We start from the raw sequence: 15738 nt of genomic DNA on the forward strand, positions 1-15738 counted from the left end.
TACTCGATTTGATTACTTAACAACCCGTAAATGGGTTACGTTTTTGCGATAACTTCCCCAAACAAAGTTCACCCAGATACCGTTATCCATGGTTAAGCGGTCCATTACCCGCTCACCAAGAGTCTTCGATAATTCATCAAAATTTAGGTTAGTCAGGACGCCCACTGGTTTCATCGCCGCCATACGACGATCAATAATTTGATTGAGTAAAACCCATTCGTTTCGCGTTTCTCTTTGGACGCCGACTTCATCAAGAACCAGTAAATCTACTTTGCACAGGTCATCCAACAGCGCGGACTCTGATTGCCCCTCGTCATAGCACTTACGAGCGCGCAACATCAGGTCAGGTACTGTAACCACCAGAACGGAGTGATCACGTTGCAACAAGTAATTACCGATTGCTGCAGCAAGATGATTTTTCCCGGTCCCGCAGCTCCCGCTGAAAATGAAACTAGTGAAACCAGACCCGAAGTTATGGGCATAGCTCTTTGCCATGGTGAGAGCATGCTTTTGCCCGTCGTTGCTCACCTGATAATTTGAGAAAGTGCACCCCTTATGCAGATCGCATATCCCTGAACGCCCAAATATCTTCTCCGCTCGCGCCCGCTGATTTAGTTTTTCCAGCTCTACTGCACGCTTACGGCCTTCTTCCTGCTGCCAGGCCATCAATTCCTGACTGCTGGTAAACTTCGGCTGGACACCTGCAGGCATGATATTGCGGAGACGACCAAGCAAATCGTGCGTCGATTTCATAGTTACCCCCTGAATCCCGGTGGGATCTCAGTGTCTGGTTGTGAAATGCCAAAGCCTGCCTGACGGCGAGAAGATGCCCCAGAGGTTGAGGTTTTGGCTCGGGATGTTTTCAGGCTCGAGGCGAAAGTCTGTTCCCACTGCAGGTGGTGTTTTACCTTCCCTTCGCACTTCCAGTAATCGCGGAACTGCTGAAGTTCCACTGGGGTATAACCAGGGCGGTCACCGAGATTAATTCCCCACTGTGCGGCTTGCCCGACAAAGTCATCACTCGGCATCCAGTCATCGGTAATCGGGAATTTGCCGATTGGCGGCAAAAATGATTCTTGCGCGCTTAACTCTCTCTCTTGTTTCTCTTTTAGATCTGTATCTGTATCTGTATCTGTATCTTTATTAGTTGAGTTGCCGTTGCTGCTCTGTTCAAACGGAGCATTAACACCCGTTGAACGCTCGTTACTGTTTTGTTGGGTGCTTGCTCCTTTTTTGGCCTTTCTGGCCTGGGCGGACGCTTTACCTGCGGCCGACTTTTGACTGATTGAATTTTTCACAGCCTCCAGATCCCGCTCAATTCTCTCCTGCAACCATTCGGTGCCAGTGTCGTTAAAAAACTCTTTCAACGATGGCTCAACGGCATCCCAACGGTCGTTGCTTAGCCGTGCTATTTTCGAGAGGCGGTTTTTGGGGATCGGGCGACCTGTTTGCCAATAATTGAACATCAGCAGCAGGTATGCGCCATGCTCTTCTGTAGACAGATGCATGGTGTCCGCCAGGTAATCAGCAATATAAAGTTGCATGTAAGGCAGCGCTGCCATGGTTACTCCCTTGTCCGGTTTCCCGGCACGTAATGGTTATTGCTCAAAACTCGATTAAAACAATTGCGGCGCTACGGCGCTGATGCTCGCCAGTAGTGGTCCCGCCGCGTCGGCAGGTAACATATTGAACAAAGCGATTGCTGCTTCACGAATCTCTTTTTCAAGCTTTTGAAGGGGGGCGCCAAGTAACTTAGCCTGATGCGCCTCACTGCATTCTTTGATTGAGCTCGCCACAAGCTCGGCTTCCGTTCTGGCATTACTTAGGCCATGCTTTCGGGCGATCTCAAGGGGCATAGCGGCGACGATTGCCACCGACAATTGCATGACGTAAGCGGTGTATTTTTCCGAGCCACCTTCGTTTTTCAGATATCGGAATAAATTCTGCTTATTAAGCGTGATACCACGGCCCCCTTCCTTCGCCCACTTTTCAGCCACCAGCTGAGCGATTGTTTCCTGCGCCTGGCCGGGCAAAATAGATTCCCACTCCCGCACTGCTTCAAATATTCGTCGGCAGCTAATTTGCCCCCTGCGTTTCATATGGAAATGATTTTCGGATTTCAAAGAAACATTGGTCATGTTGATATGATGTTCATACGTTATGTATTGCATTCTTCACTCCTTAGGGAGGATTGGTGGAAATACACTATCGAGAGTGCATTGAGACCCGAGTTCATTAAATTTTTCTACAATACGTCGGCAATCATTCAGGTTTGGCTTGCGAGTCCCATTTTCATAATTAGAGATACGGGATTGACGCCACCCGAACATCAGAGCTAGCTGTTCCTGTGTTAAACCGAGAGATAGTCTCTCGCTCGCTATTTTGTTCATATTGGACCTCTTGGTTATCGATAGACCGGATTTAAACACGCATCGTGTTTCATTGTCAACACAATATGTTTTTGAGCAATAACACGCTTCGTGGTAAAACGATTTTATGAATACAAATGAACGTATTGCTGCGCGGCTAAAGCAGGCCAGAGAGCAAAAAGGCTTATCTCAAAAGACACTCGCAGAATTGTGTGGGTGGGCTCAATCACGTATAGGCAACTATGAATCTGCAAGCAGAGCTATTGGTATTGATGATGCTATAGCGCTGGCCAAAGCATTGAGGATCCCTCCGGCAGAACTTGTTTTTGGACCTGAATCTACTCAAGAGTGGCTTTCTCCTCAGCATAGGAGACTGCTCGACTTGTTTGATCAGTTGCCAGAAGCCGAGCAAGAACGAATGATCGATTTGTTCCAAGTTCGTTTGAAAGAAATTGATGAGTATGTTGAAAAGTATCTTCGAGGTCGCTTCAAATCTGCAGAAGACTAGATTGCCATAGAGTCTACTGAACCAGCCTGCAGGCTGGTTTTTTTGTGCCCATAAATCCCCGTCCCTGAAAATTCCACCCACAAAAACACATCATGTGTTGACATTAAATCACAGTATGGGTTTAACTATAAACACAGCAACGTCATCAAGGCAGGACGCCCACGAAGTAGCTGCCGGCGGCATACGAAACACCGGATGAGATGGCAAGACAATCGCGCAGCAGGTTTACCGTTCCGCCAGCCTGGCGTTAAAGGCACACAGGAGTTAACCATGATCGATTTCGCACGCAAAAAAGCTGGCTGCCAAGCCGTTCGCTTAAATCTGTTTGAAGTTCTGGTTCGTAAGCTTTGCTACTTACTGGCCCAAAAAGGCAATCCAGAGCTAAAAGCATGAGCTCGTTCTTTGCCCTAATCGTTAGCTGAACAGCGCACCAGGCAGGTTTTGGCTATCAGTGACAAAATCGCCTCCAGCAAAGGAAAGGCGATAACAACAAATACGTGGTTAGATCGTTATTGGATAATTCAGGATGAAAGACTGGAGAACGGTGATATCAAGCTGAACACTCATAAGCAAAAGGCTAAACCAGTAGCCCTACTTCGTGAGAGCGTGGGAATGAAATTGATTTCGTCCGTCGATGTTCGGGATGTTGCCCAGATACTGGAGTCCTATGTTGCAGAGGGCCAGCCACGAATGGCTCAGGTCATACGCTCAGTGTTAATTGATGTGTTCAAAGAAGCACAGCATTATGGCGAGGTACCGCCGGGTTATAACCCGGCTCTTGCTACAAAACAACCGCGCCGGCGGGTTACCCGACAACGTCTTAACCTCGACGAATGGCAAAAGATTTTCGAGATAGCTGATGCCCGCCATCAATACATGGGCAATGCAATGCTATTGGCTCTCGTTACTGGCCAACGCCTTGGGGATATTTCCAACATGAAGTTTAGCGATATTTGGGATGACCATCTTCATGTTGTTCAGGAAAAGACTGGAAGCAAGCTAGCGATCCCACTATCTCTTAGACTTAACGCGATTGACTGGAGTTTGAGGGATGTAGTTGCGCGTTGCCGTGACTATGCAGTGAGTCCATACCTTATCCATTTCTTCCGGGCGACCTCAATGGCCGAACGAGGTGCGCAGGTGAAGTCGAACACAATAACAATGAATTTCAGTAAGGCCCGTGATAAAGCAGAAATAAATTGGGGGGATGGAACACCAGCAACGTTCCACGAACAACGATCTTTAGCGGAGCGTCTTTATGAAGCTCAGGGCATCGATACGCAAAAACTTCTGGGGCATAAATCGCCTAATCAGACAGCTCGCTATCATGATGACCGAGGTAAGGCATGGACTTTTGTAGGATTATGACTAAGGGCATTTTGAAATGCCCACTATCTAGATAATATTTTTTAACTTGCATTTAGTGAACAATGCCAGCGCATCAACATTATCCCCCCAAGCCTTAATGTCGTAAAATAATACATGGACATCACTTACAAGTCGGTCCACAGGTAAATTATCAAAAAGAGAGTATTCCTCAATGTAAATTTTGAACTTGGAACCGTGCTTAGAAATGCCATTGTAATATAATATCATAAGTTCATAATTTGATATTTGCGCGCGCAAAATATTTGCATATTTTTTCTTGTCGGAATCTTTAATCGATGATTCATGAATGAATTTATAAAGATTATATATATACCTATAATAATGCGAGAAATTACTAGAGCGGTGTTTAAAGTATTCCCAGAATTTTTCAGAATAAAAAAACAGCTCATTTTCTAACACAAACATTGAATGGTTTAAATCAGATATTGTATTTATATTATAGGTTAATTCACAATGAGATTTAAATCTTCTATAATGATAAGTGAATACTGCTCTCCCCTCACGCTCTTTTGTTTGCTTCCCAGCAGGGACTTTCATATCATTTATAATCGTTTGCAAGATAGATAACATATTAAAAAATGAGTTTTCAAAATCTCTGAGCTTCTCAGATTCCGCCCTTAATTTTGAGTCGTTTTCAATTTTATTAGTAGCATCTAACTGCAATTTGATTGTCCATATCACCCCACAAAATCCTAATGCCGAAAAGATGGAAGTAAATGTTCCCCATGAGTCGCCAAAAGAACCTCGTTGTTCCAAATTCATACCAGTAAACGGCCAAATATCATTCATTAAAAGATAACTATAACCATAACTAATTAGCAGTCCCACACTAATAAGCGTCAAAGCACGTAACATATCAATCCCTAACCTTGTTATTTTGATAACTTATTTTGATAAAATTTTGATAACCGTTAGAAAGCTAATAATAAAAACGGGAACCAAGTGGCTCCCGTTCATGTTTAATCCACCAAGTGGATTACATGTTCGCGATAATCGCGTCGCCAAACTCTGAGCATTTCAGCAGCTTAGCGCCTTCCATCAGACGTTCGAAGTCATAGGTGACGGTTTTCGCGTTGATCGCGCCTTCCATACCTTTAACGATCAGGTCTGCGGCTTCGAACCATTCCATATGACGCAGCATCATCTCTGCGGACAGGATGATAGAGCCTGGGTTCACTTTGTCCTGACCCGCGTATTTAGGTGCAGTACCGTGGGTCGCTTCGAACAGGGCGCACTCGTCACCGATGTTCGCGCCAGGGGCGATACCGATACCGCCAACCTGAGCTGCCAGGGCGTCAGAGATGTAGTCACCGTTCAGGTTCATACAGGCAATTACGTCGTATTCTGCAGGACGCAGCAGGATCTGCTGCAGGAACGCATCGGCGATCACATCTTTAATGATGATCTCTTTGCCGGTGTTCGGGTTCTTAATCTTCTGCCATGGGCCACCGTCGATCAGCTCACCGCCGAACTCTTCTTTCGCCAACTGGTAGCCCCAGTCTTTGAACGCGCCTTCGGTGAACTTCATGATGTTGCCTTTGTGAACCAGAGTCACAGAGTCACGGTCGTTGGTGATCGCGTATTCGATGGCCGCACGCACCAGACGTTTAGTACCGTCTTCAGAGCATGGCTTGATGCCGATACCGCAATGCTCAGGGAAGCGAATTTTCTTCACGCCCATCTCTTCGCGCAGGAATTTAATCACTTTTTCTGCGTCAGCTGAGTCCGCTTTCCATTCGATACCCGCGTAGATGTCTTCTGAGTTTTCGCGGAAGATAACCATATCGGTCAGTTCAGGGTGCTTAACCGGGCTTGGGGTGCCCTGATAGTAACGAACCGGACGCAGACACACGTACAGGTCCAGCTCCTGACGCAGTGCCACGTTCAGGGAACGGATACCGCCGCCAACTGGCGTCGTCAGTGGGCCTTTAATAGCAACGCGGTAGTCGCGGATCAGGTCCAGCGTTTCTGCTGGCAGCCAGACGTCCTGGCCATAAACTTGAGTAGATTTCTCACCGGTGTAAATTTCCATCCAGGAAATTTTACGCTCGCCTTTGTAGGCTTTCTCAACAGCGGCATCAACCACTTTCAGCATCGCCGGGGTAACGTCTACACCGATACCGTCACCTTCGATGAACGGGATAATCGGATTGTGAGGAACGTTAATCTTGCCGTTTTGCAGGGTGATCTTTTTACCTTCCGCCGGAACAACTACTTTGCTTTCCATTAACCTCTCCTTCGAGCGCTTCTGGTTGTTACTGATCTTATGTTAATAAATTGTAATGAGCCCTTCGATAGTACCTGATTGTCCTGCGCCATGAAAGGTCTTCGTTATTAGGCTATAATGCGGCAATTGATAACGCCTGAAAATACCATGAAGAAAACTTCTTTTACAAAACACCGGGTTGAGCGATTCAGCTCGCGACAAGCCGCCAGAAGACCGCAGGAAACCCAGCCGAAGCGGGTTATTTTGTTCAATAAACCCTACGATGTTTTGCCGCAGTTTACCGATGAAGCCGGGCGCAGCACGCTGAAGGACTACATTCCTGTTCAGGGTGTCTACGCGGCCGGGCGCCTGGACCGCGACAGCGAAGGCCTTCTGGTCTTAACCAACGACGGCGCGTTGCAGGCAAAGCTCACGCAGCCGGGCAAACGCACCGGCAAAATTTACTTCGTCCAGGTGGAAGGCGAGCCGGATGACGCGACACTAGAAGCACTACGCAGCGGCGTGACGTTGAACGACGGCCCAACCCTGCCCGCAGGTATTGAACGCGTGAATGAGCCGGAGTGGCTGTGGCCGCGCAACCCGCCGATTCGCGAACGCAAATCCATCCCGACAAGCTGGCTCAAAATCACCCTTTATGAAGGCCGCAACCGCCAGGTTCGCCGCATGACCGCACACGTCGGCTTCCCTACCCTGCGTCTCATTCGCTACGCCATGGGCAGCTACACCCTGGAAACGCTGGCAAACGGCGAATGGCGCGACGTCACCCCTTAAGGAGTCACTATGTTTAAACCTCATGTCACGGTTGCCTGCGTGGTCCACGCCAGGGGTAAATTCCTTGTTGTTGAAGAGAGCATTAACGGCAAAGCGCTGTGGAACCAGCCTGCCGGACACCTTGAAGCCAATGAAACCCTGCTGCAGGCAGCAAAACGCGAGCTGTGGGAAGAGACCGGTATTCACGCTGAGCCCCAGCACTTCATCCGTATGCACCAGTGGATCGCGCCGGATCACACCCCGTTTCTGCGCTTTTTATTCGCCGTTGAGCTTAGCGAAACGTGCGCCACAGAGCCGCAGGATGACGATATCGATCGCTGTCTTTGGGTCACCGCCGACGAGATCCTGAACGCGCCAAACCTGCGCTCGCCGCTGGTTGCGGAAAGCATTCGCTGCTGGCAGTCTGCTGGCCGCTTACCGCTGGACGTCATCGGCGCATTTAACTGGCCGTTTACAGAGGGTGTCAATGGTGGGGGGGCGTGATAGAATACGCCGCCTTGAAGTTCAATGTCGTGAGTATTCCATGTCAGATAACAGCCAGAAAAAAGTGATCGTCGGCATGTCCGGCGGTGTCGATTCCTCCGTTTCCGCCTACCTGTTACAGCAACAGGGCTATAAGGTGGAGGGCCTGTTCATGAAGAACTGGGAGGAAGATGATGGCGAGGAATACTGCACCGCCGCAGCGGATCTCGCCGACGCGCAGGCCGTATGCGATAAGCTCGGCATTGAACTGCACACCGTTAACTTTGCCGCAGAATACTGGGACAACGTTTTTGAACTGTTCCTGGAAGAGTACAAAGCGGGCCGCACGCCGAACCCGGATATTCTGTGCAACAAAGAGATCAAATTTAAGGCCTTCCTGGAATTCGCCGCGGAAGATCTGGGCGCTGACTACATCGCGACCGGTCACTACGTGCGTCGCGCAGACGTGAATGGCAAAAGCCAGCTGCTGCGCGGTCTGGACGGCAACAAAGATCAAAGCTACTTCCTCTATACGCTGAGCCACGAGCAAATCGCCCAGAGCCTGTTCCCGGTCGGCGAGCTGGAAAAGCCGCAGGTGCGTAAAATCGCCGAAGAGCTGGACCTCATCACCGCGAAGAAAAAAGACTCTACCGGCATTTGCTTCATCGGCGAGCGCAAATTCCGCGATTTCCTGGGACGTTACCTGCCTGCTCAGCCGGGTAAAATTGTCACCGTCGACGGGGAAGAGATTGGCCAGCATCAGGGGCTGATGTACCACACGCTCGGCCAGCGTAAAGGGCTGGGTATTGGCGGGACCAAAGAAGGTAGCGAAGATCCATGGTATGTTGTCGACAAAGACGTCGAAAACAATATTCTGGTTGTTGCCCAGGGTCACGATCATCCGCGTCTGATGTCCGTTGGCCTTATCGCGCAGCAGCTTCACTGGGTCGATCGTGAGCCGCTGAAAGGCACCCTGCGCTGCACGGTGAAAACACGCTACCGCCAGACCGATATTCCTTGCACCATTACCGCGCTTGATGACGATCGCATTGACGTGCGTTTCGACGAGCCGGTCGCGGCCGTCACCCCGGGTCAGTCTGCTGTCTTCTACAGCGGCGAAATCTGTCTGGGCGGCGGGATCATTGAACAGCGCCTGCCGCTGCCTGCTGTTTAATACGATTCACACATAAAGGAGAGCGTGTGGCGAAGAACTACTATGACATCACCCTGGCGCTGGCGGGAATTTGCCAGTCAGCCCGTCTGGTGCAACAGCTGGCGCATCAGGGTCATTGCGACGCAGATGCCCTGCACGTTTCACTGAACAGCGTTATCGATCTCAACCCCGGCTCGACCCTGGGCGTGTTCGGCGGCAGTGAAACTAATCTTCGTCTCGGTCTTGAAACCCTGCTCGGCGTGCTTAACGCCAGCAGCCGTCAGGGATTAAACGCGGAGCTGACCCGCTACACGCTGAGCCTGATGGTGCTGGAGCGTAAGCTGAGCGCCGCAAAAGGCGCAATGAATACCCTGGGCGATCGTATTGCCGGGCTGCAGCGCCAACTTGACCATTTTGATCTGCAGTCCGAAACGCTGCTGAGCGCTATGGCCGGCATTTATGTTGACGTCATCAGCCCGCTGGGGCCGCGTATTCAGGTCACCGGATCCCCTGCCGTGCTGCAAAGTCCGCAGGTACAGGCAAAAGTGCGCGCGTCCCTGCTGGCAGGTATCCGCGCCGCCGTGCTGTGGCACCAGGTGGGCGGTGGCCGCCTGCAGTTAATGTTTTCTCGTAATCGCCTGACCACTCAGGCAAAACAAATTCTTGCTCATTGTTAACCTCCCGGAGTTGCGAATTATGGAATTATCCTCACTGACCGCCGTATCCCCTGTCGATGGACGCTACGGCGATAAAGTCAGCGCGCTGCGCGGGATCTTCAGCGAATATGGTTTGCTGAAGTTCCGTGTTCAGGTTGAAGTACGCTGGCTGCAAAAGCTGGCCGCCCAGGCAGCAATCAAGGAAGTTCCTGCTTTTGACGAAAAGGCAAACGATTACCTTGATAAAATCGTTGCCGAGTTTAGCGAACAAGACGCCGCGCGCATTAAAACCATTGAACGCACCACCAACCACGACGTGAAAGCGGTTGAGTACTTCCTGAAAGAGAAAGTGGAAAGCGTCCCTGCGCTGCATGCCGTGTCTGAGTTCATTCACTTCGCCTGTACCTCTGAAGACATCAACAACCTGTCTCACGCGCTGATGCTCTCCACCGCGCGTAAAGAGGTGGTGCTGCCTTACTGGCGTAAAATCATCGACGCGGTAAAAGCGCTGTCCGTGGAATACCGCGACATTCCGCTGCTCTCCCGTACCCACGGCCAGCCAGCCACCCCATCCACGATGGGTAAAGAGATGGCGAACGTCGCGTACCGTATGGAGCGCCAGTACCGTCAGCTGGAGCAGGTTGAGATCCTCGGCAAAATCAACGGCGCGGTCGGTAACTATAACGCCCACATCGCCGCTTACCCGGAAGTGGACTGGCACCAGTTCAGCGAAGAGTTCGTGACCTCTCTGGGCATTCAGTGGAACCCGTACACCACGCAGATTGAGCCGCACGACTATATCGCCGAACTGTTTGACTGCATCGCGCGCTTCAACACCATCCTGATCGACTTCGATCGTGACGTGTGGGGCTACATCGCCCTGAACCACTTCAAGCAGAAAACCATCGCCGGTGAAATCGGCTCTTCCACCATGCCGCACAAAGTGAACCCAATCGACTTCGAAAACTCCGAAGGCAACCTGGGCCTGGCGAACGCCGTGCTGCAGCATATGGCAAGCAAACTGCCGGTATCCCGCTGGCAGCGCGACCTGACCGACTCCACCGTACTGCGTAACCTGGGCGTGGGCATTGGCTACGCGCTGATCGCGTACCAGTCCACCCTGAAAGGCGTGAGCAAACTGGAAGTGAACCGTGACCGTCTGCTGGACGAGCTGGATCACAACTGGGAAGTGCTGGCGGAGCCAATCCAGACCGTGATGCGCCGTTACGGTATCGAAAAACCGTACGAGAAGCTGAAAGAGCTGACCCGCGGCAAACGCGTTGACGCCGAAGGCATGAAGCAGTTTATCGACGGTCTGGCGCTGCCGGAAGAAGAGAAAACGCGCCTGAAGGCGATGACCCCGGCGAACTACATTGGCCGCGCTATCACCATGGTCGACGAGCTGAAGTAACGCCCCTCTCCCCCTTTTCGCCCGAAAAGGGGGATGCTTTTCCCCGGTTTACTCAATGTTTATCCCCACAACAACATAATCAGCGTTAAACTATTCATACCAATTATTTAGGGAGAAGAGATGATGCGCGTACTGGTTGTTGAGGATAACGCATTGCTACGCCATCACCTGAAGGTTCAGCTTCAGGAGATGGGACATCAGGTGGACGATGCTGAAGATGCAAAAGAAGCCGATTATTATCTCAATGAACACCTGCCGGATATCGCCATTGTCGATTTAGGGTTGCCTGACGAAGACGGTCTGTCGTTAATTCGCCGCTGGCGCAGCCACGATGTCTCCCTGCCGGTTCTGGTTCTGACCGCCCGTGAAGGCTGGCAGGATAAGGTCGAAGTGCTCAGCGCGGGTGCAGACGATTACGTCACCAAGCCGTTTCATATTGAAGAGGTGGCGGCGCGCATGCAGGCGCTGTTACGCCGCAACAGCGGGCTGGCTTCACAGGTTATTTCCATCCCACCATTCCAGGTCGATCTCTCCCGCCGGGAATTAGCAATCAATGATGAAGTGATTAAGCTCACCGCCTTCGAATACACCATTATGGAAACGCTGATCCGTAACAATGGCAAAGTGGTGAGCAAAGATTCCTTAATGCTCCAGCTTTATCCTGATGCTGAACTGCGCGAGAGCCATACCATTGACGTGCTGATGGGACGTTTGCGTAAGAAAATTCAGGCGCAGTATCCGCAGGATGTGATTACCACCGTCCGTGGCCAGGGCTACCTGTTCGAATTACGCTAAATGAGAGGGATTTTACGCCACATTCTGCCCCTCTCGCTGCGGGTTCGTTTCTTACTGGCAACAGCCGCCGTCGTGCTGGTGCTGTCGCTCTCCTACGGCATGGTCGCCCTGGTGGGCTACAGCGTCAGCTTTGATAAAACCACCTTTCGACTGTTACGCGGCGAAAGCAATCTGTTTTATACCCTGGCGAAATGGGAAAATAACCGAATCACCGTCGAAATGCCGGAAAACCTCAACCAGCAGAGCCCAACGCTGGCCCTGATTTATAACGAAAAAGGGAAATTACTGTGGGCGCAGCGTGATATCCCCTGGCTGGTTAAAAGCATTCGTCCGGACTGGCTCAAAACCAACGGGTTTCATGAAATTGAAGCCGATCTCAACACCACCAGCTCGCTGATCCGTGAAGATCGCTCCCTGCAGCAAAAGCTGAACGAGATCCGCGCCGACAACGCCGAAACGGAGATGACGCACTCCGTCGCGATTAACCTCTATCCGGCGACGCTGAACATGCCGCAGCTGACCATCGTGGTGATCGACACCATTCCGGTCGAGCTGAAACGTTCTTATATGGTCTGGAGCTGGTTCATCTACGTTCTGGCTGCGAATCTCCTGCTGGTGATCCCGCTGCTGTGGGTAGCGGCGTGGTGGAGCTTGCGCCCCATTGAGTCACTGGCGAAAGAGGTTCGTGAGCTGGAAGAACATCATCGCGAGAAGCTGAACCCGGAAACCACCCGTGAGCTCACCAGCCTGGTGCGTAACCTCAACCGCCTGCTGAAAAGTGAACGCGAACGCTACGATAAATACCGTACCACCCTTACCGACCTGACCCACAGCCTGAAAACACCGCTGGCCGTCATGCAAAGTACCCTGCGTTCAATGCGCAGTTCGAAGCTGAGCGTCGATGATGCCGAGCCGGTGATGCTGGAACAGATCAGCCGTATTTCACAGCAAATTGGCTATTACCTGCACCGCGCCAGCATGCGTTCCGGCAGCGCGCTTCTGAGCCGCGAGCTGCACCCGGTAGCCCCGCTTCTGGATAACCTCACGTCCGCCCTCAACAAGGTGTATCAGCGTAAAGGGGTGAACATCAGCCTCGATATCTCGCCAGAGATAAGCTTTGTGGGTGAAAAAAATGACTTCATGGAAGTGATGGGTAACCTGCTGGATAACGCCTGCAAATACTGTCTGGAGTTCGTGGAAGTGTCTGCGCGTCAGACGGAAACCGAACTGCATATTATCGTTGAGGATGATGGCCCAGGGATCCCTCGAAATAAACGCGATGTGGTGTTCGATCGCGGTCAGCGCGCCGATACGCTACGTCCTGGCCAGGGCGTCGGGTTAGCCGTCGCCCGTGAGATTGTCGACCAGTACGACGGGAAAATCGAAACCAGCGAAAGCCTGCTGGGCGGCGCCAGAATGGAGGTTATTTTTGGCCGCCAGCAGCCCACATTGAACGATAGTTAACCCGTTATGTGAAAAATGCGAGGATCTCGCAGCCGGGGGGCTGAGCTTCCGTTATAATCCGAGTCAGTAAGAGCCTGCGGAATAAAAAAATATGGATTATCACTTAACGCTTAACTGGCCCGAGTTTATTGAACGTTACTGGCAAAAACGCCCGGTGGTTCTGAAACGCGGATTCAGCAATTTTGTCGACCCTATCTCGCCTGACGAGCTGGCTGGTCTGGCCATGGAAAACGAAGTCGACAGCCGTCTGGTCAGCCACCAGGACGGGAAATGGCAGGTTAGCCACGGTCCTTTCGAAAGCTACGATCACCTCGGTGAAAACAACTGGTCGCTGCTGGTGCAGGCGGTCAACCACTGGCACGAGCCCACTGCCGCCTTAATGCGCCCGTTCCGCGCCCTGCCCGACTGGCGCATGGACGATCTGATGATCTCCTTCTCCGTGCCGGGCGGCGGCGTAGGTCCGCATCTTGACCAGTACGACGTGTTCATCATTCAGGGTACGGGCCGCCGCCGCTGGCGCGTGGGCGAAAAAGTGCCGATGAAGCAGCACTGCCCGCATCCTGACCTGCTTCAGGTTGACCCGTTTGAAGGGATTATCGATGAAGAGCTGGAGCCGGGTGATATTCTCTACATTCCGCCGGGATTCCCTCACGAAGGCTACTCCCTGGAAAACTCACTCAACTACTCCGTGGGGTTCCGCGCGCCAAGCGGCCGCGAGATGATCAGCGGATTTGCCGACTATGTTCTGCAACGCGAGCTGGGCAGCTATCGTTACAGCGATCCTGATGTGCCTGCGCGCGAGCATCCGGCGGATATTCTGCCAGAAGAACTCGATAAGCTGCGCGGCATGATGCTGGATTTGATCAACGAGCCGGAACATTTCAAACAGTGGTTTGGTGAGTTTATCAGCCAGTCTCGTCATGAGCTGGACGTTGCGCCGCCGGAGCCACCTTATCAGGCTGACGAGATTTATGATGCGCTTCAGCAGGGCGACAAGCTGACGCGTCTGGGCGGGTTGCGCGTGCTGCGCATTGGTGAAGAGATGTTCGTTAACGGCGAGAAGCTGGACTCTCCGCACCGTCCGGCGCTGGAAGCCATTGCCAGCCATCTGGTGCTGACTGCCGACACCTTTGGCGATGCGCTGGAAGATCCTTCCTTCCTCGCGATGCTCGCCGCGCTGGTCAACAGCGGGTACTGGTTCTTTGAGGACTAAGTCGCCTTAATGCCCGGTGGCGCTTCGCTACCGGGCTTTTCTTACCGCTTCGCGGTCAACTCTGCTATCCGCACTATCACCTTCACCGCTTTTTCCATTCCTTCGAGCGTCACAAACTCATGCTTGCCATGGTAGTTGTAGCCACCGGTAAACAGGTTCGGGCACGGCAGCCCCATAAACGACAGCTGAGAACCGTCGGTGCCGCCGCGAATCGGCTTCAGCTGCGGTTCAATATCGCAATCGCGCATCGCCTGCTGGGCGATATCGAGAATATGCGGATGCGCCATCACCTTCTCGCGCATGTTGTAATAGCTGTCTTCAATGATCAGCTCAATATAGCAATCAGGGTGTAACCCTTTACCGACCTTCTTGGCGATCTCCATCATCTTGCGCTTGCGCGCCTCAAAGGCTTTGCGGTCGAAATCGCGGATGATGTAGTGCATCTGCGCGCTGTCCACGGTGCCTTTAATGCTGGTCAGGTGATAGAAACCTTCATACCCTTCGGTCTGTTCAGGGCTCTCTTCCGCCGGGACTTCTGCATGAATTCTGGATGCCAGCGACAGCGCGTTCACCATGACGCCTTTCGCCGAGCCGGGGTGAACGTTGTTGCCGACAATTTTGATCGTGACGGACGCGGCATTGAAGTTTTCATACTCCAGTTCGCCGACGCCACCGCCGTCGACGGTATAAGCCCACTGCGCGTTAAAAGCTTCCACGTCGAAGTGCTTCGCGCCCTTGCCGACCTCTTCGTCCGGCGTAAAGGCCACGCGGATATCACCGTGCGGGATATTTTTGCCCTTCAGCACCGCCAGCGCGGTCATGATCTCCGCGATACCCGCCTTGTCATCCGCCCCCAGCAGCGTTTTACCGTCGGTGGTGATCAGCGTCTGGCCCAGCAGCTGGTGCAGCACGGGGAACATCACGGGCGAGAGCACCTCGTCGCCAATGCCCAGCGCAATATCGCCGCCGCGGTAATTTTCCACAATCTGCGGGTTCACATGTTTACCGCTAAAATCCGGAGAGGTGTCGACATGGGAGATAAAGCCAATCGCCGGAATATCCCCCTGGACATTCGCCGGCAGCGTTGCCATCACAGTGCCTTTTTCGCTTAACGTGACGTTGACCAGCCCCATGGCGTCAAGCTGCTCTTTAAGCAGGTTTAATAACTTCCACTGGCCTTCGGTGCTCGGCACCTGGCGAACACCCGGTTTAGATTGGGTATCCAGCGAAACGTACTGTAAAAAACGCTCAAGTAATTTATCCATGCAGTCACCCTCACTTTTCGTGACAACATTATCAGTAAGCATCAAAACGCAAATA

Annotated in this window: 17 protein-coding genes and 1 pseudogene; 11 read left to right on the plus strand and 7 right to left on the minus strand. The window is 52.0% G+C overall.

The window, feature by feature from the left end; all coding sequences use genetic code 11:
* Window positions 1–12: 12 nt before the first annotated feature.
* From AC27FC_RS06940 to AC27FC_RS06955, 4 genes are read right to left on the minus strand one after another with little or no spacing between them, the layout of a single operon-like run.
* Window positions 13–753 (minus strand): ATP-binding protein, encoded by a 741-nt coding sequence (locus AC27FC_RS06940; protein ID WP_048962510.1) that lies wholly within the window; start codon window positions 751–753, stop codon window positions 13–15.
* Between the two features lie 2 nt (window positions 754–755).
* Window positions 756–1562 (minus strand): DUF1376 domain-containing protein, encoded by an 807-nt coding sequence (locus AC27FC_RS06945; RefSeq protein ID WP_248175686.1) that lies wholly within the window; start codon window positions 1560–1562, stop codon window positions 756–758.
* A gap of 54 nt (window positions 1563–1616) precedes the next feature.
* Window positions 1617–2171 (minus strand): toxin YdaT family protein, encoded by a 555-nt coding sequence (locus tag AC27FC_RS06950; protein ID WP_048962506.1) that lies wholly within the window; start codon window positions 2169–2171, stop codon window positions 1617–1619.
* 3 nt (window positions 2172–2174) lie between these two features.
* On the minus strand, window positions 2175–2390 hold the full coding sequence (locus tag AC27FC_RS06955; RefSeq protein ID WP_075210529.1) for a helix-turn-helix transcriptional regulator: 216 nt from the start codon (window positions 2388–2390) through the stop codon (window positions 2175–2177).
* Between the two features lie 106 nt (window positions 2391–2496).
* Between AC27FC_RS06955 and AC27FC_RS06960 the strand changes: the two genes are divergently transcribed.
* From AC27FC_RS06960 to AC27FC_RS06970, 3 genes and pseudogenes are all read left to right on the plus strand, one after another.
* A complete protein-coding gene (locus AC27FC_RS06960) occupies window positions 2497–2877 on the plus strand; it encodes a helix-turn-helix domain-containing protein (RefSeq protein WP_048961968.1) in 381 nt (126 codons plus the stop codon).
* A gap of 270 nt (window positions 2878–3147) precedes the next feature.
* Complete coding sequence (locus tag AC27FC_RS06965; protein ID WP_010433050.1) at window positions 3148–3270, plus strand: hypothetical protein; 123 nt, start codon at window positions 3148–3150, stop codon at window positions 3268–3270.
* Window positions 3271–3291: 21 nt separating this feature from the next.
* Window positions 3292–4245, plus strand: a pseudogene (locus AC27FC_RS06970) (tyrosine-type recombinase/integrase); the annotation flags it as partial.
* Between the two features lie 27 nt (window positions 4246–4272).
* Here AC27FC_RS06970 and AC27FC_RS06975 read toward each other — a convergent pair.
* Window positions 4273–5121 (minus strand): putative phage abortive infection protein, encoded by an 849-nt coding sequence (locus AC27FC_RS06975; RefSeq protein WP_023315826.1) that lies wholly within the window; start codon window positions 5119–5121, stop codon window positions 4273–4275.
* Window positions 5122–5242: 121 nt separating this feature from the next.
* Window positions 5243–6493 (minus strand): NADP-dependent isocitrate dehydrogenase, encoded by a 1251-nt coding sequence (gene icd / locus AC27FC_RS06980; RefSeq protein ID WP_032657958.1) that lies wholly within the window; start codon window positions 6491–6493, stop codon window positions 5243–5245.
* Window positions 6494–6610: 117 nt separating this feature from the next.
* Here icd and rluE point away from each other — a divergent pair, with 117 nt between their 5' ends.
* From rluE to AC27FC_RS07020, 8 genes are all read left to right on the plus strand, one after another.
* Window positions 6611–7264, plus strand: coding sequence for a 23S rRNA pseudouridine(2457) synthase RluE (gene rluE / locus AC27FC_RS06985; protein WP_094935561.1), 654 nt, complete (start codon window positions 6611–6613; stop codon window positions 7262–7264).
* Between the two features lie 9 nt (window positions 7265–7273).
* Complete coding sequence (locus AC27FC_RS06990; RefSeq protein WP_033145233.1) at window positions 7274–7747, plus strand: NUDIX hydrolase; 474 nt, start codon at window positions 7274–7276, stop codon at window positions 7745–7747.
* A gap of 40 nt (window positions 7748–7787) precedes the next feature.
* Window positions 7788–8900 (plus strand): tRNA 2-thiouridine(34) synthase MnmA, encoded by a 1113-nt coding sequence (gene mnmA, locus AC27FC_RS06995; RefSeq protein WP_032657963.1) that lies wholly within the window; start codon window positions 7788–7790, stop codon window positions 8898–8900.
* A 26-nt stretch (window positions 8901–8926) separates the two neighbouring features.
* Entirely contained in the window at window positions 8927–9556 is a 630-nt protein-coding gene (gene hflD / locus AC27FC_RS07000; protein ID WP_032657965.1) for a high frequency lysogenization protein HflD, read from the plus strand.
* 19 nt (window positions 9557–9575) lie between these two features.
* Window positions 9576–10946 carry an adenylosuccinate lyase gene (purB, locus tag AC27FC_RS07005; RefSeq protein ID WP_008500757.1) on the plus strand — a complete coding sequence of 457 codons (1371 nt, stop codon included), beginning with the start codon at window positions 9576–9578 and terminating at the stop codon, window positions 10944–10946.
* Window positions 10947–11069: 123 nt separating this feature from the next.
* Window positions 11070–11741 (plus strand): two-component system response regulator PhoP, encoded by a 672-nt coding sequence (phoP, locus tag AC27FC_RS07010; protein WP_028019015.1) that lies wholly within the window; start codon window positions 11070–11072, stop codon window positions 11739–11741.
* On the plus strand, window positions 11742–13205 hold the full coding sequence (phoQ, locus tag AC27FC_RS07015; RefSeq protein ID WP_033145232.1) for a two-component system sensor histidine kinase PhoQ: 1464 nt from the start codon (window positions 11742–11744) through the stop codon (window positions 13203–13205).
* A gap of 91 nt (window positions 13206–13296) precedes the next feature.
* Entirely contained in the window at window positions 13297–14418 is a 1122-nt protein-coding gene (locus AC27FC_RS07020) for a ribosomal protein uL16 3-hydroxylase (protein WP_487159865.1), read from the plus strand.
* 41 nt (window positions 14419–14459) lie between these two features.
* Here the strand turns inward: AC27FC_RS07020 and pepT are convergent, their stop codons facing one another.
* Entirely contained in the window at window positions 14460–15683 is a 1224-nt protein-coding gene (gene pepT, locus AC27FC_RS07025; RefSeq protein ID WP_032665021.1) for a peptidase T, read from the minus strand.
* Between the last annotated feature and the right edge of the window lie 55 nt (window positions 15684–15738).

The sequence above is a fragment of the Enterobacter sp. C3_dUdeg genome, from assembly GCF_057536195.1.

Bases quoted from the DNA above. Each gene is read 5' to 3' on its own strand.
- rluE (WP_094935561.1), top strand. From the start codon at position 6,611: ATGCGGCAATTGATAACGCCTGAAAATACCATGAAGAAAACTTCTTTT.
- purB (WP_008500757.1), top strand. From the start codon at position 9,576: ATGGAATTATCCTCACTGACCGCCGTATCCCCTGTCGATGGACGCTAC.
- AC27FC_RS06945 (WP_248175686.1), bottom strand. From the start codon at position 1,562: ATGGCAGCGCTGCCTTACATGCAACTTTATATTGCTGATTACCTGGCG.
- AC27FC_RS06940 (WP_048962510.1), bottom strand. From the start codon at position 753: ATGAAATCGACGCACGATTTGCTTGGTCGTCTCCGCAATATCATGCCT.
- icd (WP_032657958.1), bottom strand. From the start codon at position 6,493: ATGGAAAGCAAAGTAGTTGTTCCGGCGGAAGGTAAAAAGATCACCCTG.
- phoQ (WP_033145232.1), top strand. From the start codon at position 11,742: ATGAGAGGGATTTTACGCCACATTCTGCCCCTCTCGCTGCGGGTTCGT.
- AC27FC_RS06990 (WP_033145233.1), top strand. From the start codon at position 7,274: ATGTTTAAACCTCATGTCACGGTTGCCTGCGTGGTCCACGCCAGGGGT.
- AC27FC_RS06950 (WP_048962506.1), bottom strand. From the start codon at position 2,171: ATGCAATACATAACGTATGAACATCATATCAACATGACCAATGTTTCT.
- AC27FC_RS06960 (WP_048961968.1), top strand. From the start codon at position 2,497: ATGAATACAAATGAACGTATTGCTGCGCGGCTAAAGCAGGCCAGAGAG.
- AC27FC_RS06965 (WP_010433050.1), top strand. From the start codon at position 3,148: ATGATCGATTTCGCACGCAAAAAAGCTGGCTGCCAAGCCGTTCGCTTA.
- AC27FC_RS06975 (WP_023315826.1), bottom strand. From the start codon at position 5,121: ATGTTACGTGCTTTGACGCTTATTAGTGTGGGACTGCTAATTAGTTAT.
- pepT (WP_032665021.1), bottom strand. From the start codon at position 15,683: ATGGATAAATTACTTGAGCGTTTTTTACAGTACGTTTCGCTGGATACC.
- phoP (WP_028019015.1), top strand. From the start codon at position 11,070: ATGCGCGTACTGGTTGTTGAGGATAACGCATTGCTACGCCATCACCTG.
- AC27FC_RS07020 (WP_487159865.1), top strand. From the start codon at position 13,297: ATGGATTATCACTTAACGCTTAACTGGCCCGAGTTTATTGAACGTTAC.
- AC27FC_RS06955 (WP_075210529.1), bottom strand. From the start codon at position 2,390: ATGAACAAAATAGCGAGCGAGAGACTATCTCTCGGTTTAACACAGGAA.
- mnmA (WP_032657963.1), top strand. From the start codon at position 7,788: ATGTCAGATAACAGCCAGAAAAAAGTGATCGTCGGCATGTCCGGCGGT.